Consider the following 17,169-nt stretch of genomic DNA (forward strand, 5'->3'; position numbering starts at 1 on the left):
AAGACATGTCTGACCAATCTGCCGACTACGCGTACCGCATGCGGTCTCAGGTCTCGATTCCCAAGCTGCTGGAATGCGGAGACGTCGCCCATTGGTGGTGCACCCATATTTCCGAATGCATGCCCACGGCCCTGATCCATTCTCCCTATGCACCGGGTGGGCTTGACGACGCACCGAACGATGCTGTGATGGATATCACAGCCGAGACCTCGTTTGGCACATTGTCCCTGCGCGACTTCCTTGCCCATCCACAAAGCGGGGCGCGTGGCATCGTCGTGATCAAGTCGGGCAAGATCGTTGCCGAAAGCTATCCCGACCTGAGGGCTGATCAGCCGCATCTCTGGGCGTCCTGTGCCAAGCCGACGGCGGGGCTGATGGTTGAACACCTGATCGACGCCGGCCTGATCGACGAAAGCAAGGGGATTGGCACATATGTGGCGGCCCTGCGCGACACGGATTGGGGCACGGTGAGCGTGCGCGACGTAATGGACATGACGCCGGGCATGGATTGCGAAGAGAACGACGCAACCCGCGCGGACCCCGGCTCCAACGCGATCCGAGCCTTCATGGCCGAGTTCAACCATCCGCGCAACGGCCGGGTCGAAACCCTGCTGGAAGTGCTGCAGGCCAGCCGCCGCGTCGCCACCCCCGGTGAAAAATTCGAATACGGGTCGCCCTGCACACAGGTGTTGGTCTATCTCGCCGAAGCCGTTTCCGGATTGCCCTGGGCGGAACTGTTCCGCCGCAATGTCTGGTCCCATATGCGCGCCGATGGCCCGTTCCAGGCCCACCTGACACCGGATGGCGTGGCGCTGGCGCATGGCGTGGTGTCGTCGCGCCTGCGTGACATGGCGCGGTTCGGAATGCTTTACACACCGAGCTGGCCGCGCGTGGCAACTCAACAGGTGGTGGACGATGTCGTGCTGGCCCGCATCCGGTCTGGTGTGCGCGACAGGGCGTTTTTCATGAACGGCTATGACGGTCCGGTTTTTGTCGACAGGCTTGGCGATGACACGATTCTGGGAAATGCCCGCCAGTGGGACTGCATCTGGCCCGATGGCGACCTCTACAAGGGTGGTTTCATGGACCAGGGGCTGTACGTTTCCCCGGATCGGGACCTTGTGATCGCTTATTTTTCGACAACGGCCGAGATGCAGCTGACGCGCTACCTGCGCCCGATCGCAACGTCCGACCTTCTTTCCTGATCCCGCCTACGGAGCCATGCCATGACCCAACATGTCCCCACCAAACGCCTTGAAATGACTCTCGAGGATCGCCTGACCCAGGAAAAGGGCTGGGTTTACATGACCGGCATGCAAGCGCTTGTGCGTCTGCCGATCCAACAGCGCAAGCGCGACGTCGCGGCGGGGTTGAACACCGGTGGTTATATCTCGGGCTATCGCGGCTCTCCTGTTGGGACCTATGACATGAGCCTGTGGCAGGCGGAAGGCGCGCTCAAGGAGCACAATATCGTCTTTCAGCCGGGGCTGAACGAGGACATGGCCGCCACTGCCACATGGGGCAGCCAGATGGTGGGCCTGTTTCCGGGTGCAAGGGTCGATGGGGTGTTCTCGATCTGGTACGGCAAGGCGCCGGGGCTGGATCGGTCCATGGACCCGATCCGCCATGCCAACCTTGCCGGAACCAACCCAAAAGGCGGCACACTTTTGCTGGTGGGGGATGATCACGGGGCCAAGTCATCGACACTGGCCTGCTATTCCGACCTCAACTTCGCTTCTCTCGGTGCGCCGCTTCTGGCCCCGGCAAACGCGCAGGATGTGCTTGATTTTGGCCTGCACGGCATCGCGCTCAGCCGCTATTCTTCGACCTTGGTCGGCATGAAACTGGTCACGGACGTGGTCGAGGGCGGTGGTTCGGTCCATGTAGCGCCCGACAGTCCCAAGATTGTTCTCCCGGAAGGCGATGTGCCGGAAACCGCGATCCGTCCTTTTACCCCGATTCCGGAACAGGAACGGCTGTTGTGGGATGTGAAGTTGAAAAAGGTTCTAGCCTATGCCCGCGCCAATAATCTCAACCGGATCAGCGGTGCGGAAGATGCCCGTATCGGCATCATTGCCGCCGGGAAGTCGTGGCAGGACCTGAACCAGTCACTCGCGGGTCTCGGTTACAAGAACGGCAGGCTGGGCAATTTGCCGACCCGCCTTTTGAAGGTTGGCATGGTCTGGCCGCTGGACGATGCCGCGATACGTGCCTTTGCCAAGGGGCTCGACACCGTGATCGTGGTCGAGGAGAAGCGGCCCCTTCTCGAAGATCAGATCCGCGCGATCCTCTACGGCTCGGACCTTTCCCCGCGTATCGTGGGCAAGACTTTCCAGGGCCAGGCTTATGCCTCGGACGCGGGGGACTGTGCCTTTCCCGGACATGGCGAGATCGAGCCCAACATGATCACTCGCGTGCTGGTGCGGGTTGCGAAAGAGACCGACGCCGATGCCGGGCTGTCACTGCCCAACCCGCCCGAAGTCCCGCCCGCGCTTGGTGCAGGCGCCATGCGCCTTCCGTCCTTCTGTGCGGGCTGTCCGCATGGGCGCTCGACGCAGGTGATCGACGGCAGCCGCGCACTTGCGGGCATCGGCTGTCATACCATGGCGATGTTGCGGGACCCGATGAAGACCAACTCGGTCTCTCACATGGGCGGCGAAGGCGGCATGTGGCTGGGGCAGTTCCCGTTCACGGACGAAAAGCATGTTTTTGCCAATATGGGCGACGGGACCTATTTCCATTCCGGCCTGATGGCGATCCGCGCGGCGATCGCCGCCAAAGCCACCATGACCTACAAGCTCTTGCATAACGGCTTCGTCTCGATGACCGGCGGTCAGCCCCATGATGGCGAGATCAGCCCGGAACAGATGGTCGAACAACTGCTGGCCGAGGGCGTCGAGCGGATCGCGCTTGTCACCGATGAGACCGACAAGTTCGACGGCAAGCCCTTTGTCGGCGGTGGCGTGACTCTGCACCCGCGCACTGAACTGGAGCGCGTGCAAAAAGAGCTGCGCGAGAAACCCGGTGTTACCGTTCTGATCTATGACCAGCCCTGCGCCACCGAACGTCGCCGTCTGCGCAAACGCGGCAAATGGGTGGACCCCGACAAGCGCGCGTTCATCAACTCGGCGGTCTGCGAAGGCTGTGGGGATTGTTCGACCGTGTCGGCCTGTATGGCGATCGAGCCGCTGGAGACCGAATTCGGTCGCAAACGCCAGATCAATCAGTCCTCCTGCAACAAGGACTTCTCCTGTGTCGAAGGCTTCTGCCCTTCTTTCGTGACCGTGTCCGGCGCAAAACCGCGCAAGGCCAAGGTGTCGGATGCTGCGATTGACATCAGCCATCTGCCCATGCCCAGCCCCCGCGCGATTGACGGGTCCTGGTCGATTCTGGTGTCCGGCATCGGCGGGGCAGGGGTTGTGACCGTCGGCCAGACACTGGCCGTGGCGGCCCATGCGGATGGCTATTTCTCGTCCAACCTCGACATCACCGGGTTGGCGCAGAAATATGGCGCGGTGCATTCGCACATCAAGCTGGCCGTGTCGCCGGACAACATGCGCGCCACGCGCATTGCCGTAGGCGAGGCGGATGCGCTGATCGGTTGTGATCTTGTCGTGGCCGCTGGGGACGAGGCCATTTCCAAGCTGACGCCGGGCAAGTCGGTCGCCGTGACCGACACCACCGTTGTACCGACCTCGGAGTTTTCCAAGAACCCCGACTGGCAGCTGAATGGCCAGGAACAGCTTGAGCGCCTGACACGCGTGCTGGGTGACGCCGCGCGCGGCATGGATGCCCAGCACCTGGCGGAAAAGGTCATGGGCGACCGGGTGTTTGCCAATATGCTCCTGATGGGGGCCGCGTGGCAACAAGGCGGCATCCCGCTCTCGCTGGAAGCGATCCACCGCGCGATCGAGCTTAATGGCGTTGCCGTCGGCAAGAACAAGCGGGCCTTCGATCTGGGCCGCCTTGCCATGGCCGATCCGCAGGCCGCTGCAGAACTGGCCGGGGACAGTGCACCGATCCTGCTGGAAAGCCGACGCGAAACTCCTCTTGACGATGTCATTGCGCAACGTGTCGCGCAGCTGACCGCCTACAAGAACGCGGCCTTTGCGAAGCGCTATTCGGACATGTTGGATCGCGTGGCCGCGGCTGGACTGTCCGAGGCCGCGCAGCGGGCCGTGGCCAAGGGGTATTACAAGCTGATGGCGGTCAAGGACGAATGGGAGGTCGCACGGCTCTACACCCGTCCCGAGTTCAAGGCACAGCTTGAAGAGACCTTCGAAGGCGACATGGATCTGACTTTCTATTTCGGCGCTTGGCCCTATGGCGGAACCGATCCCAAGACCGGAAAACCGGTCAAAGGTGCGGTCAAAGGCAAGACGGCGATGCGCTTCTTTGGTCTGCTGAACCGCCTGCGCGGCCTGCGCGGGACCGTCTTCGATCCGTTCCGCAACAATGCCGAAGCCAAGCTCGCCCGCAAGCTCCTGTCCGACTACGAGGCCGATATCGACTTTGCGCTGGCCAATTGGTCCGACGCCACTGCGGCTACACTGACCGAGCTTCTCGACCTGCCCGAACACATCCGCGGCTATGGCCACGTGCGAAAACGCCACGCCGAAGCCGCCACAAAACGCCGCGCCGAATTGCAAGCGGTGCTCTCGAACACAGCCGCAAACGCGGCCTGACCGGAAGGACCGGATATGAAACTGAGATCAGACAAGGTCACCGTTGGCGCGATGAACACGGGCGCGCGCGCACTCTGGCGCGCCACCGGCACGCAACCCGAAGAATTCGGCCGCCCGATCATCGGTATCGCCAACTCGTTCACGGAAATGGTGCCCGGTCACGTCCACCTGCAGGCGCTGGGGCGCCTTGTGGCCCGCGAAATCCGCAAGGCCGGGGGGGTGCCGAAAGAGTTCAACACCATCGCAGTGGATGACGGCATTGCCATGGGCCACGAAGGCATGATGTACTCGCTGCCCAGTCGCGAGATCATTGCCGACGCGGTGGAATACATGGCCAACGCCCATGCCATTGACGCCCTGATCTGCCTGTCGAACTGTGACAAGATCACACCCGCCATGTTGATGGCGGCCAACCGCCTGAACATACCAACGATCTTTGTCTCGGGCGGGCCGATGGAATCGGGCAAGTTCGACTATCGCGGCAAGCATATGAAGATCGACGCGATCGACACGATCTATGTCGCGGGCGCTGCAGATGCCACGCAGGAAGAGATCGACGCCGTCGAAGAAAGCGCCTGTCCAACCTGCGGGTCCTGCGCACTCATGGGCACCGCAAACTCGATGAACTGCCTGACCGAGGCATTGGGCATGGCGTTGCCGGGCAACGGCACCATCGTCGCCACCCATACCGACCGCGAAGACCTGTTCAGAAAGGCGGCGCATCGGATCGTGGACATGGCCCACGCCCATTACCGTGATGGCGATGACAGCGTCTTGCCGCGCGCGATCTGTTCGCGCGAGGGGTTGGAAAACGCCGTGCGCATGACGATGGCCATTGGTGGCTCGACGAACACCATCCTGCACCTCTTGGCGATTGCGCAGGAATCCGGGGTCGCCTTCACCATCGATGACTTTGACCGGATCAGCCGGGAAACCCCGTGCCTGTGCAAGGTGTCCCCGTCCGCGCATGAAGTCTTTATCGAGGACATGCACCGCGCCGGCGGCGTGATGGCCGTGGCCAGCGAATTGCTCAAGGCCGGGCTCTACAACGCGGACAACCCAACCGCGCTGGGACAGCCCGTGTCGGCCTATTGTGGCGACTGGGACATTACCAATCCGGAAAATGACGAGGCCCGCAAATTGTTCTCCGCAGGTCCGGGCGGCATCCGCTCGATAAAGGCTTTCTCGCAGTCGAGCCGCTTCAAATCGCTCGACACCGACCGCGAGAACGGCGTCATCCGCAGCGCCGAACACGCTTTTACCAAGGATGGCGGCTTGGCCGTTTTGCGCGGAAACCTCGCGCCGGATAGCTGCGTGGTCAAGTCGGCAGGCGTCCCGGAAAACATTTGGCGGTTCCGAGGCACCGCGATTGTGAGCGAAAGCATGGAAGAAGCGCTGGAAAAGATCCAGAATGGCACCGTGCAGGAAGGCCATGTCGTCGTGATCCGCTACGAGGGGCCGCGCGGCGGGCCGGGGATGCGCGAAATGCTCACCCCCACGGGAATGCTCAAGGCGCGCGGGCTGGGTGACAAGGCAGCCTTGATCACCGACGGGCGCTTCTCGGGCGCAACCTCCGGTCTGTCCGTGGGCCATGTCTCGCCCGAAGCCGCCTCGGGGGGCGTGATTGCACTCGTCAAAGACGGCGATCCGATCGAATTCGACATCCCGAGCCGAAGCGTCACTCTCGATGTACCCCGGGAAGAACTCGACCGCCGTCGCGCCGAGATGAATGCGCGCGGTGACAAGGCGTGGCGACCTGCGACGCGTCAGCGTGACGTGTCCACATCCTTGCGGGTCTATGGGCTGATGGCATCCTCCGCCGACAAGGGCGGCGCGCGTGACACCGAACGCCTTGCCCGGCTGGAACGGCTTTCGGCAGAAGGATAAAGACGCGATGAGCATCACAGTCACCCTGTCGCGCGCCCTTCCGCTCCCGGCGATCATGGCCGCAGGGCAGGGCGTAACCTTTCTGCCCGTGGACACCGTGCGGGACATTCCGCATGGCACGCGGGTGCATGTCACCACCGCGCTCGATCCCCTTGGCGACGGGGCGATTGCCTCGCTGCCCGACAGCGTCGGCCTGATCGCAAATATCGGCGTGGGCATCGACAATATCGACCTTGATGCCGCCCGTGCGCGCGGCATTGCCGTTTCAAACACGCCTGTCGTGACCGAGGACACCGCAGACCTCGCCTTTGCCCTGATCCTCGCCGCCAGTCGCCGGGTTGGCGAAGGGGAACGCTATCTGCGTGCGGGCCACTGGTCTCAATCCGGGGCGGGGGCGCCTTTGGGGACGCGTGTCCACGGCAAGACGCTGGGCCTGATCGGGTTTGGCGAGATCGCCCAGGCCGTGGCCCGCCGGGCCGCCGGGTTCGGCATGGCGATCCGCTACTGGAACCGCACCCGCCGCCCCGAGGCAGAGGCCGCGACAGGCGCAGAATACGTGGAGTCGTTGCAGGCGCTTATGGCCGGAGCCGACATCCTTTCGGTGCATACCGCGCTGACGCCAGATACCCGCAACCTGATCGGGGCGGACGCGCTTGCCGCAGCCCGCAAGGGGGCCATCCTGATCAACACCGCACGCGGTGGGATCGTGGATGAGGATGCCCTGTGCGACGCGCTCGAACAAGGCGACATTGCAGCTGCGGGTCTCGACGTGTTTGACGGCGAACCGCAGGTATCGCCGCAGCTGCGGGATCGAGAAGACGTTGTTCTGACACCGCATATCGGCAGCGCTACGGTGGAATGTCGCACCGACATGGTGCGCCGCGTCCTTGCCAATGTCGTCGCTTTTCTCGAAACCGGCGCCCCGCGCGATCCGGTCTGATCCCGACCTTTCAATCGGAGCTCCGCCATGCCCACGATGAACCTCGTCCCCGTCACCAGCAATGACTATCGCCGGATTGCCGAACGCCGGATGCCCAGACCGCTTTTCGACTATGTAGATGGTGGGGCCTATGGCGAGGGGACGCTGGCCCGCAACGTCAGCGATTTTGCCCGCATATCTCCGCTGCAAAGGGTCATGCGTGATGTCTCCGGGGTGGACACGGCAACCGCGATGGTCGGCACCGATTGCACCTTGCCAGTTTCGCTGGCCCCGGTTGGCATGTGCGGCATGTTCGCCCGCCGCGCCGAAGTACAGGCCAAGCGTGCCGCCGACACGGTGGGCGTGCCGCTGACCCTGTCGACCATGTCGATCTGCTCTCTGGAAGAGGTCGCCGCCGTCTCGGACAAACCATTCTGGTTTCAACTCTACATGTTGCGTGACCGTAAGATTGTCGAGGAACTCCTGAACCGCGCCTGGGCGGTTGGCGTCCGTACGCTTGTCTTTACCGTGGACCTCGCCGTGGTGGGCGAGCGGCATCGCGATACCCGCAACGGAATCGCCGGCGGCGCTTCGCCGTGGGGTCGGTTCCGCGCTGGTCGGCTGTCATACCTGACGCAACCGCAATGGCTGGTCGATGTCGGGCTGCGCGGCAAACCGCACTTGTTTGGCAATCTTGCCGAATACGTCCCCGCCGCCACCAGCCTGCCCGAGTATCGCGACTGGGTCGGTCGCCAGTTCGATCCGTCGGTGACATGGGAAGACATCGCTTGGTTACGCGGCATCTGGAACGGCAAACTGGTCATCAAAGGGGTCCTGTCGCCCGACGACGCCGCCAGCGCGGTGGATGTCGGGGCGGACGCTGTGATCGTGTCGAACCACGGCGGGCGCCAGCTTGACGGTGTTTCCTCGTCCATTTCGGCCCTGCCTGCCGTGGTCGACAAACTTGCCGGGCGCGCCGAGGTGATGATGGATGGCGGGGTGCGCAGCGGGCTTGACGTGTTCCGGGCGCGTGCACTGGGTGCGCAAGGGGTGATGATCGGCCGTCCCTGGGCCTATGCCGTGGCCGCTCGTGGCGAATCCGGCGTGGCCAGTCTTCTGGGTGCCTTCAAGCGCGAAATCGAAGTTGCCATGGCGCTGTGCGGTGTGACCCGCATGACGGACGTCACCGGGGACCTTGTGCAGGTGAAAGACCTTTGAAATCGATGCGGCCCCGGTCTGCGTGAAAACCAGCATTACCCGGTTCCGACCCGCTCTGGAACAAAAAGCGCAGGATTGTTTCAAAGGATGCGGGAAGTTGCCTGATGCAACTTGACGCCCGAAATTCAATGCAATAGTACCCATCCTCGTTGAGCGGGCGTTGTGTAGTGGTAATACCTTAGCCTTCCAAGGAAGTGATGTGAGTTTCACCGAGTAGCATTGAGTTGCTAATAGTTTCATTTTGTTGAACAATTGATTGCACTGAGTATCACTCAGTTTCATCTAATATCATGCAGTTACCGACAAAAAGCCGACAAAATGCCAAAGCTCACAGAGACCTTCGCCCGCAAGGTTCCACAGACAAAATCGGGGACCGACAAGCACTGGGACAGCGAGGTGAAGGGCCTCGTTCTCTTCGTCGGCAAGCGGTCGAAGACCTGGTATTTCCAGAAAGACGTAGGCGGCCAGACGCAGCGGGTTCTGATCGGCCGGTTTCCGACGATCTCGGCTGATGTCGCACGCCAGACCGCGATGGGCTTTGCGCTGGAATGGGGCAGGGGGGCGGGCAAGAAGCTCCAGATCGGGGCGCCGACACTTGAGGTCGCGATGGAGAGCTACCTGGCGCGCCCCAAATTGCGGTCGGAGGCGCACAAGCACACGGTGCGCATCCAGTTCGACAAGCATCTCAGGGATTGGCTGAAGCTGCCGCTCGACGAGATCACCAAATCCATGGTTGCCGATCGGCACCGATCAATGGCGGCAACGCCGTCAGCTGCCAATCACACGCTCAAATACTTCCGGACGGTCTGGAACCATGCTCGACGGGTACATGACCTGCCGGAAAGCCCGACCATAGCGATCGAATGGTTTGAAGAGCAACCGAAAGGCACGATCATCGAGGACCTGGCGCAATGGCGCAGGGAGGTCGATGATCTCTTCAATCCGATCCATAAGGTCTTCTATGAGTTGGCCCTGTTTACAGGTTTTCGGAAGACCGAGCTTCTAACGCTGGAGTGGCGGAATGTTCACGAAGACCACATCCACCTGCCGGTGACCAAGAACGGGCGCAGCTTCGATCTGCCGATCCTGCAGCTTCACCACGAAATTCTCGCGCCTGTGCAGGGTCTCAGCCGCCAGTGGGTGTTTCCATCGCCGAAGTCCTTGACGGGTCATGTTACCGGCCCGGAGAAAATCACCTGGTCTCCGCACGCACATCGGCGCACCTTTGCGACGGTGGCGATGGAGGCGGGTGTGTTGGAAGAGGTCGTCGGCCGACTACTCAACCACACGCCACTCTCGATTACAGGGCAGAGATATGTAAAACCATCATTTGATGCATTGCGGCCCGCCATGGAGACCGTCTGCGAAGCGCTTGGAGAGCGCATTGGGTTCTCAGCGGTTTGAATGATACTACGCGTTTGGTTATGAGACTGCAGATGATAAACGCCCGACCTTCTCGAAAATTGGCAAGACTGGCGCTTGCTGTTTTTGGCCTGACGCTGGCAAGCACGGCCATCGGAGCCCCCAGGAAAATTGAAGGGTCTGTCAACAAGGTCCGCGACGTTGACACGATCGTTGCCGTGGGAACACCAGTCGGGCTGAACGGTGTGGACGGAGCTGAACTTGGAACCAAAGTGGGGCAAGATACCAGGCGGTGGATGCTATATCACTTGCGTGACAAGATAGTTGCTTGCGATTTGAGTGGCGAACGGACTTGCGACCGTTGGGTTGGTGAGTGTTATCTTGATAGAGTCGATATTGGCGCTGCTTCGATTGCAGCCGGGTACGCGCTCGACTGCCCACGCTATTCTGGTGGGCGCTACAAAGGATTGGAAGCACCCTCGGCCAAAAGTCGCATCAAGCGCGCCAAATACTGCAATTAACGCCCCTGGATCTGCACCTATCAGGGGTAGCAATCGATAGTAGCCGCAGGCGACGATATGGGGGTACTCGCCTGCGGCCCGCTGGCGGAACAGCGCAAGCATTGCGAACCACTCACACAACGCGTTTGTTTTTTTGACGGCCATCCAAGAAATTAAGATCGCTGCACGCGACGAGCGAGATTTGCCGCAAAAGTGTTGGCTTTCGGTCTTAGGATCCCAGGTTTTTCCGGGGCGGCGCGCCGTTTCGCGACGTGAGTTTGCACAGTTTTCGGCACTTTGAGGGGCCAAAGAAGTGATTCTGCGAGCGCTTTGCAGCGGGTTCGGAAACGGGCTCGGAACCCGAGTGCAACTCGATACCTGCCGTCGTCAACATGCGTCGATCCTGGTTTTTCTGCTGCCAAGTGAGAAAGTATTCGTAAGTCTTTTCTGAGGTTTGCGGGGAAATTTCCTCTTGGCATCGGTGTTTTGTCCGCGTGCGTCTTTTTTCGCAACATGTAGGTCAGTCTAAACTGATTTCAGGGATTGCGAATCAACATGTTGTGGTTAGTTGGCTCGGTTTGGGTGAAATGATCAATATGAGGTGGGACGTGAATGACAGCTCCTTTTCAAAATTCTTCGAAGGAGTATCGTGATGCAGTCGAGAAGAGAGACCCGGCTTTTGAGCCGGGTGGAAGTTGAAGAACAATACGGCATCCCCAAAAGGTATCTCGAAATCGCCGCGACACGCGGCGAGGGGCCGTCCATCGTGCGTATCGGCCGGCTGGTTCGGTATCGGGTGTGCGACATCCAGAAGTGGCTGGAAAACAGCGTGGAGGATATGGGCAATGCGTAAGGACATAGAAACGCAAGCCGAGCAATCGCATCTTCTCGGGGACCAATCGGAAATAGTCGGTGACGACCCCATTGCAACGGCATTCAAGAACGGCAGGCCAGTTGACATGGAAAATGAAGATTTGCTGGAAGAGGCTGGCGAGGGCGCCGCCACAAGGCCGCCCGCGCAAGGCGAGGCGCCAAACGCGCGCATTAAACCCGGCTCAGACGTTGCTTCAAGGCTGATGGTTGCCCCTGTTGTCGCCCTCGGTCACGATAGCGGCAACTACTATTTTATTCCGCCAAGCGGTCAGCTTCGCAAACTGTCAGCCGAGCAACTAGAAGGCGGCAGAGGCGTCAAGGCGTTGTTTGCCGGCAACGGACCTGATGTGGAAGAGTGGTGCCGCTCCGAGTTCCCAGCCAGGAACAACGACTGGTGCCATAAGCAGGCCGGTATGTGGATCATAGAAAAGTGCAACGCCAAGGGTGTGTTTGATCCGAGCAGCGCCGATTTGCGGTCCATTGGTGTTTGGCGCGACCAAGACAAATGTGCCGTTGCGCATTGTGGAGACATGCTTTTCCGTCCGGATGGAAAGAGTCTGTCCGTTGCCGCCCATCATGCAAAGCACGTCACAGTCGGCGCAAGGCCGATCGCGGCGCCAGACTTTGACCGCCTTCCCTTTGATAGTCTTAATCGGCTGATGCACGAAATCGAAAGACTGTGGGGATGGCAGCGCGACGTAGATGCGTCCATTTGGTTTGGATGGGTCGCCGCCGCCAGCCTTGGCGGTTTTCCGAACTGGCGGACACATTTGTATGTTCACGGCAGTCGCGGGAGCGGGAAATCAAAGCTGATCGAATTGGCCGACTGCTTGCTGGGTGACCTCTCAGGCGAAGTTATCAATGATGCCACCGAAGCCGGGCTGAGGCAGTCCCGCAACAACCAAGCCCGACCGTTGCTCATCGATGAATTTGAACCGGACGACAATCCGCGCAATTCTTCACGCCAGGACAGCATGCTGGCGCTGTTCAGGAGGATGTCTGGGGAAAAGGGTGGCCGGATATCACGCGGCGGCTCTGACCACTCGGCAGTATCCTTTCGGATGCTCGGATCGGCCTATGTTACTTCAATCAATCATATTCATCTGGAACCACAGGATAGGTCCAGATTTGCGGTTTTGGAACTGGGTTCAATTCCTAAGCACAAAGACCCTATGGCAGCAGCTGGCGACCTTGAGCGATTGTTTGCCCAGTGTGCGACCTATTCTCAGAAGTTTCGTGGCAGGCTGCTCCAGCAGAGTGTACGTTGGGACGACACCCACAAGGCTATTTCCGCGAAGGCTCAAAGTATCGGCGCCGATCCACGTCAGGCGGCTACGGCCGCGACCATTTTGACTGGCTTGGACTTGGCTTTGTTTGATGGGCAAATCGACCAACTCCGTTTGGATGATTTGCAGGCCGCCCTGGAAATCTTGATCTCAGACTCTGCAGAGGCTGACGAGGGATCAGAGGGGCGTGATGTGCTGGATCACCTGCTGAGCACATCGCTGTCGCTGGACCATGGGGTGAAGCGGACGGTTCGTGAGTTGATTTGTTCGGACAAGGACCAAGAACAAATTCTTGGCGTGGATGACGCTGGCGGGGCGCTGAGACGCCATGGTATCTTCGTGGACAGCAAAAAGCGGCTGGTGTCCTTGCGCACCGGTAGATCCACACCGACCGCCAAGCTCTACGCTGATACAAAGTGGCGCAATGGCGCCCATTCCTCAGCTCTACAAAAACTCGAAGGCGTCGTGCGCCCCAAAAACTCAATCCGGCTTGCGCCAAATGAACAGCACCGCGTTGTCCAAGTGCCGTTTGCTTGTTTGGGTTTTGCCGAGGGCTGATAAGCAAAAAGCTATCCAGCGGAACATAGCAGGTGTCCCAGGTAAGTATCAGAAAGGTATTGTGAAATAGTGCTTGGGACACTTGTGACATGCTGCAAGGCACACACACATTTATATCCAGCGAAAGAGACGGCTCAATATCTATGCAAGAATACTGTCTTTGGTGTCACGAAAAAGAAAAAGTTCAACTTTCCTTGGACTTAACTGGGACAGACGGGTGTCCCGGCGGTGTCGCAACTGTCCCTGGCGCATGCGGAGCCATTCATAAGCATAAAGGCTTGAGGGTGAGGGGTGGGGCAAATCCCTAAAACCGCCCAAGCCGCAAACCCGTCTCTCCCCGCACGTACAGATTTTTTTTCCTGAAATGGTCGAGTTTTCGAGTAAGTAGGGGAGAACGTCGCTTTTTGATTTGCCAGTTTTTGCAAGTTGGCGCGGCAATAATTTGTGTGAAGATAAGTGTATCTTTTCAGTGCGTTATGCGGCGACATGAGCGCAAAATGCCAGTGTTTTCCCAACACCTTTGGGCGCGACGGAAATCGAACTGTTTTGGAATCATTTTTCCCGACGGTCGATTACCCAGGGCAAGGCCGTCCAATGCGAATAAGCTGCGTTGAAGCGTAGCCCTGTTCTGCGTCAACGTCAGCTCATTGTTCCAACCGGTCATCGATGGTGAGGGCAGCGGACGACTGCTGCGAGCCTGGAGCAGACGGTGGTGGTGTACGCTGTGTTCACCACTAAGCGGGAAGCCCCCATTCTCGCCAACATGCTCCCATGATCGCTATTTGGGCAACCCGGCCATTTCTAAACCTTCAAGTAGTTTTTGCCTGTCGATCTCTCGCTGCAACCACATCCGTTCCTTGTGCTTAGTGCGCGTGTATTGCGGGATTATCTCCAGCAATCGAGAAATCGCTGCCTTCGACTGTTCGGCCTCTCCAAGGAATGCGCAAGAGGCTGCGAGAAATGTATAAACGCCGAACCAGTTAGGCTTGATTAGAATGCACCTCTGGCATTCCTGCTTCGTGGTCTCGTAATTTCCGCCAACGAAATTTGCGATGACAATCGCCATTTGGCGCTGCGACCTGTCCAGATCGCGCGGGCTTATGTGATCGGCCTGAAAACAGATCTCCAACGCCTCCTTGCTCTGTCCGGTAAATGCGAGCGCGCTAGCCAGTGAACTGTATGCAGACGTGAGGCTAGGGTCGAGTTTCAGCGCGGTTTGGGCTGACAGAATCGCTTCGGGAAATTGACGACAGAAGACATGGACGGCAGCTTTGGCATCGTAGGCCAACGGGTTGGTCGGGTCAGTTTCGATCGCTCGGCGGGCAGCGTTTTTAGCAATCTGCAACTCTTCGTCCTCGTTCTCTCCCCACAATTGGTAAACCGCCGTGACATGGCATCGAGACAACATCGCCCATGCCGAGGAGAAATCCGCATCCAGATCCAGAACCGTTTGCAGGTGCGCAATGGCCTCACGGTTCGAGCTTACCGTCATCTTCTGCATCAGCTGCACGGATCGCAGATAGTGGTCCCAGGCAGAGAGGTCACCAACCCGGACTTTTCGCGTGCGCTCAATCTCGGCAAGCGTGATCTCTGGAATGATGGCCGCGGTCAATGCCGCTGTCATCTGGTCCTGCAGATCGAAAACGTCTTCAAGCTCCCCATCGAACTTGTCGGACCAGATCTCCGTGGCGAGCGTTGTATCCACCAGTGTTGCGTTGACACGTATCCTTTGCCCCGCCGTCCTTACGCTACCTTGGACAATGTAGCGGGCGTTCAACGCTCGGCCTACTTGCTGTGGGTTAACCGCGTTCGGGTCGAACGAAAAGGACGAGTTCCGGGCAACCACCCTAAATAGTTGAGATTTTGACAGGGATGACTGTAGGTCATCGCAGATCCCCCGCACAAGGTACTCTTGCCCTTCGTTGCTGGACAGGTTTAGAAACCTCAGAACGGCCACCGAAGGTTTCGAAGATTGGTGTTGTACGCCCGAAACGTGTTGATCGGCAGGCACGGTTTCACTGTTTTCAGGCAGCCACTGCCAAACCGCCATCGGCCGGTCTATGTTCTTGAGCTCAACGTTGCCCATGGAAACAAGCTGGTTTGTGATCTGTCCGTTCAAATGGCCGTATGCCGACTGAGACATCAGGATGCTGCCGGGCTCAGCCAACCCCTCAAGGCGCGATGCTACGATGACGCCGTCGCCAAAAATGTCGTCGCCATCTACGATCACGTCGCCGACATGCAAGCCAATGCGCAGCACCACACGATCCTCATTGCCCAGCCGCACATTTTGACCTGCGATCTTTTTCTGAATCGAGACTCCGGACGAAATGGCGCTGGAAACGCTTCCGAACTCCATGAGGAAACCGTCGCCCATCGACTTCACAAGCCGTCCGCCGTTTTCCTCTATACATTGCATGATGACCGCAGCGACATCCTTGATGCGGGCGTGTGTGGCCACCTCGTCGCGTTGCATTAGGCGCGCGTATCCAACGACATCGGCGCACATCACGGCAACAAGTCTTCTGGCCTTCACCGGCAGAGTGTTATCAAGGCTTGTCGAGTGCACGGCGCATCATCGCATCTTGCAGTAATCTATGGCGTCTTCGAGGCGATCATTGCCCCAGAACAATTCCTTTCCCACGACGAATGTCGGTACCCCGAAGATGCCAAGCGCTCTCGCTTCATCGGTTTCCGCATCGAGCCTTGCAACCGTTTCTGGGCTCTTCGCCATTTCCATGATGGAGTTGGCATCCTGTCCGACCACTTCGAGGCACCCGATCAGGTCAGGCTCTTCCATGCCGCCGTGCTTCGTTTCGAACCATTTTCGGTAATAAGCCTGAATGAAGTCCTCACCCCAACCAAAATCAAGACCGATGCGTGCCATTCGGTTTGCTAGATGAGCCTGAGGATTGGGATAAGGCGCGGGCAGGATCGGCTTCAGCCCCAGTTTCGAGGACTTTCGCGCCAGATCGTGCCACATATAGGCTGTCTTTGGCGAGCCCTCCTTGAACGGAAGCCCTCCCAATTCGTCAAGAATGGTCTTGAGCTGGAAGGGCCGCCAACGCGTTGACACATCGTTTCTCGAGCAAATCTCCGAGCAGCGCATGACGCTTAGATATGTGTATGTACTACCAAGTGAAAACCAGAAATCGATTTGTCCCTTCATGCATCCGAACCTTCGTCAGAGTATATTTGGGAATCTTAAATCAGAAAACGTACAACATCTACCTGAAGACGCAGCCGTATGGGAAGTGAATTTGTGATGACGGAGAGGGGCAAACACGAGTTAAGGGGCGTAGAAGGCTCATGGCAGGTGTCTAGGAAACTAGGGGCACCTCAATCTTTGCTTCCACTGTCATACTCATTTCCTTCCTCATCCATTGGGGTTACCTTCTTGTTTGTCTCAGTTTCACACGGCTATTGGATACCACCGAAACAGATGTATTTGATTTCAAGGTAGTCTTCTGTACCGTATTTTGAGCCCTCACGACCGAGGCCCGACTGCTTCACACCGCCGAAGGGCGCAACCTCTGTCGAAATCAGACTGAGGTGCCCCTAGTTTCCTAGACACCTGCCTTTTCCAGTTTGAGCTGTCGTTCTTCGAAGTCAACGGGCGACAGCATGCCGTTGTTCGTATGTTTGCGCTTTGGGTTGTAGAACAGCTCGATGTATTCAAAGACATCTCGCCGGGCTTCCTCGCGCGTCCGGTATTTCCGGCGTCTGACCTTTTCCCGCTTCAGGAGCTGAAAGAAGCTCTCAGCCACTGCGTTATCATGGCAATTGCCCCTGCGGCTCATTGAATGTTCCAGATTGTGTTCGCGCAGGAATGCGGCCCATTCACGGCTGGTGAACTGGGCGCCTTGGTCGGAGTGGATCAG

12 protein-coding genes and 1 pseudogene are annotated in these 17,169 nt (G+C 58.9%); 9 read left to right on the plus strand and 4 right to left on the minus strand.

Annotation, left to right across the window (positions count from 1 at the left end; translation table 11 throughout):
- Window positions 1–5: 5 nt before the first annotated feature.
- The 9 genes from BMZ35_RS17225 (at window position 6) to BMZ35_RS17265 (ending at window position 13,288) form a co-directional block, all read left to right on the plus strand.
- Complete coding sequence (locus BMZ35_RS17225) at window positions 6–1,205, plus strand: serine hydrolase domain-containing protein (RefSeq protein WP_093095525.1); 1,200 nt, start codon at window positions 6–8, stop codon at window positions 1,203–1,205.
- A 21-nt stretch (window positions 1,206–1,226) separates the two neighbouring features.
- The gene (locus BMZ35_RS17230; RefSeq protein WP_093095528.1) at window positions 1,227–4,685 is read left to right on the plus strand and encodes an indolepyruvate ferredoxin oxidoreductase family protein; all 3,459 of its coding nucleotides are present in this window, start codon (window positions 1,227–1,229) and stop codon (window positions 4,683–4,685) included.
- A gap of 15 nt (window positions 4,686–4,700) precedes the next feature.
- On the plus strand, window positions 4,701–6,572 hold the full coding sequence (ilvD, locus tag BMZ35_RS17235) for a dihydroxy-acid dehydratase (protein WP_093095531.1): 1,872 nt from the start codon (window positions 4,701–4,703) through the stop codon (window positions 6,570–6,572).
- A 7-nt stretch (window positions 6,573–6,579) separates the two neighbouring features.
- Entirely contained in the window at window positions 6,580–7,512 is a 933-nt protein-coding gene (locus BMZ35_RS17240; protein ID WP_093095534.1) for a 2-hydroxyacid dehydrogenase, read from the plus strand.
- Between the two features lie 27 nt (window positions 7,513–7,539).
- Entirely contained in the window at window positions 7,540–8,709 is a 1,170-nt protein-coding gene (locus BMZ35_RS17245; protein ID WP_093095537.1) for an L-lactate dehydrogenase, read from the plus strand.
- Between the two features lie 318 nt (window positions 8,710–9,027).
- The gene (locus tag BMZ35_RS17250; RefSeq protein WP_093095540.1) at window positions 9,028–10,113 is read left to right on the plus strand and encodes a tyrosine-type recombinase/integrase; all 1,086 of its coding nucleotides are present in this window, start codon (window positions 9,028–9,030) and stop codon (window positions 10,111–10,113) included.
- A 20-nt stretch (window positions 10,114–10,133) separates the two neighbouring features.
- Window positions 10,134–10,592, plus strand: coding sequence for a thermonuclease family protein (locus BMZ35_RS17255; RefSeq protein ID WP_242654838.1), 459 nt, complete (start codon window positions 10,134–10,136; stop codon window positions 10,590–10,592).
- Between the two features lie 631 nt (window positions 10,593–11,223).
- Window positions 11,224–11,424 carry a helix-turn-helix transcriptional regulator gene (locus tag BMZ35_RS17260; protein ID WP_093095544.1) on the plus strand — a complete coding sequence of 67 codons (201 nt, stop codon included), beginning with the start codon at window positions 11,224–11,226 and terminating at the stop codon, window positions 11,422–11,424.
- Window positions 11,417–13,288 carry a hypothetical protein gene (locus BMZ35_RS17265; RefSeq protein ID WP_093095546.1) on the plus strand — a complete coding sequence of 624 codons (1,872 nt, stop codon included), beginning with the start codon at window positions 11,417–11,419 and terminating at the stop codon, window positions 13,286–13,288. Before BMZ35_RS17260 ends, BMZ35_RS17265 begins: the two co-directional genes overlap by 8 nt.
- A 778-nt stretch (window positions 13,289–14,066) precedes the next feature.
- Here the strand turns inward: BMZ35_RS17265 and BMZ35_RS17270 are convergent.
- The 4 genes and pseudogenes from BMZ35_RS17270 to BMZ35_RS17280 all read right to left on the minus strand — a co-directional run.
- Entirely contained in the window at window positions 14,067–15,857 is a 1,791-nt protein-coding gene (locus BMZ35_RS17270; protein WP_131814398.1) for an adenylate/guanylate cyclase domain-containing protein, read from the minus strand.
- Window positions 15,858–15,863: 6 nt separating this feature from the next.
- Window positions 15,864–16,457, minus strand: coding sequence for a 2-hydroxychromene-2-carboxylate isomerase (locus tag BMZ35_RS17275; protein WP_093095550.1), 594 nt, complete (start codon window positions 16,455–16,457; stop codon window positions 15,864–15,866).
- Between the two features lie 251 nt (window positions 16,458–16,708).
- Window positions 16,709–16,834 (minus strand): annotated as a pseudogene (locus tag BMZ35_RS20650) (aldehyde dehydrogenase family protein); the annotation flags it as partial.
- 20 nt (window positions 16,835–16,854) lie between these two features.
- A partial coding sequence (locus BMZ35_RS17280; protein ID WP_165610114.1) for an IS3 family transposase occupies window positions 16,855–17,169 on the minus strand: 315 nt, incomplete at its 5' end.

The organism is Shimia aestuarii (assembly GCF_900114635.1).
Classification (GTDB): Bacteria; Pseudomonadota; Alphaproteobacteria; order Rhodobacterales; family Rhodobacteraceae; genus Shimia; species Shimia aestuarii.

Coding starts and splice junctions, on each gene's coding strand:
- BMZ35_RS17240 (WP_093095534.1), top strand. CDS start 6,580: ATGAGCATCACAGTCACCCTGTCGCGCGCCCTTCCGCTCCCGGCGATC.
- BMZ35_RS17245 (WP_093095537.1), top strand. CDS start 7,540: ATGCCCACGATGAACCTCGTCCCCGTCACCAGCAATGACTATCGCCGG.
- BMZ35_RS17275 (WP_093095550.1), bottom strand. CDS start 16,457: ATGAAGGGACAAATCGATTTCTGGTTTTCACTTGGTAGTACATACACA.
- BMZ35_RS17265 (WP_093095546.1), top strand. CDS start 11,417: ATGCGTAAGGACATAGAAACGCAAGCCGAGCAATCGCATCTTCTCGGG.
- BMZ35_RS17260 (WP_093095544.1), top strand. CDS start 11,224: ATGCAGTCGAGAAGAGAGACCCGGCTTTTGAGCCGGGTGGAAGTTGAA.
- BMZ35_RS17255 (WP_242654838.1), top strand. CDS start 10,134: ATGAGACTGCAGATGATAAACGCCCGACCTTCTCGAAAATTGGCAAGA.
- BMZ35_RS17250 (WP_093095540.1), top strand. CDS start 9,028: ATGCCAAAGCTCACAGAGACCTTCGCCCGCAAGGTTCCACAGACAAAA.
- BMZ35_RS17225 (WP_093095525.1), top strand. CDS start 6: ATGTCTGACCAATCTGCCGACTACGCGTACCGCATGCGGTCTCAGGTC.
- BMZ35_RS17230 (WP_093095528.1), top strand. CDS start 1,227: ATGACCCAACATGTCCCCACCAAACGCCTTGAAATGACTCTCGAGGAT.
- ilvD (WP_093095531.1), top strand. CDS start 4,701: ATGAAACTGAGATCAGACAAGGTCACCGTTGGCGCGATGAACACGGGC.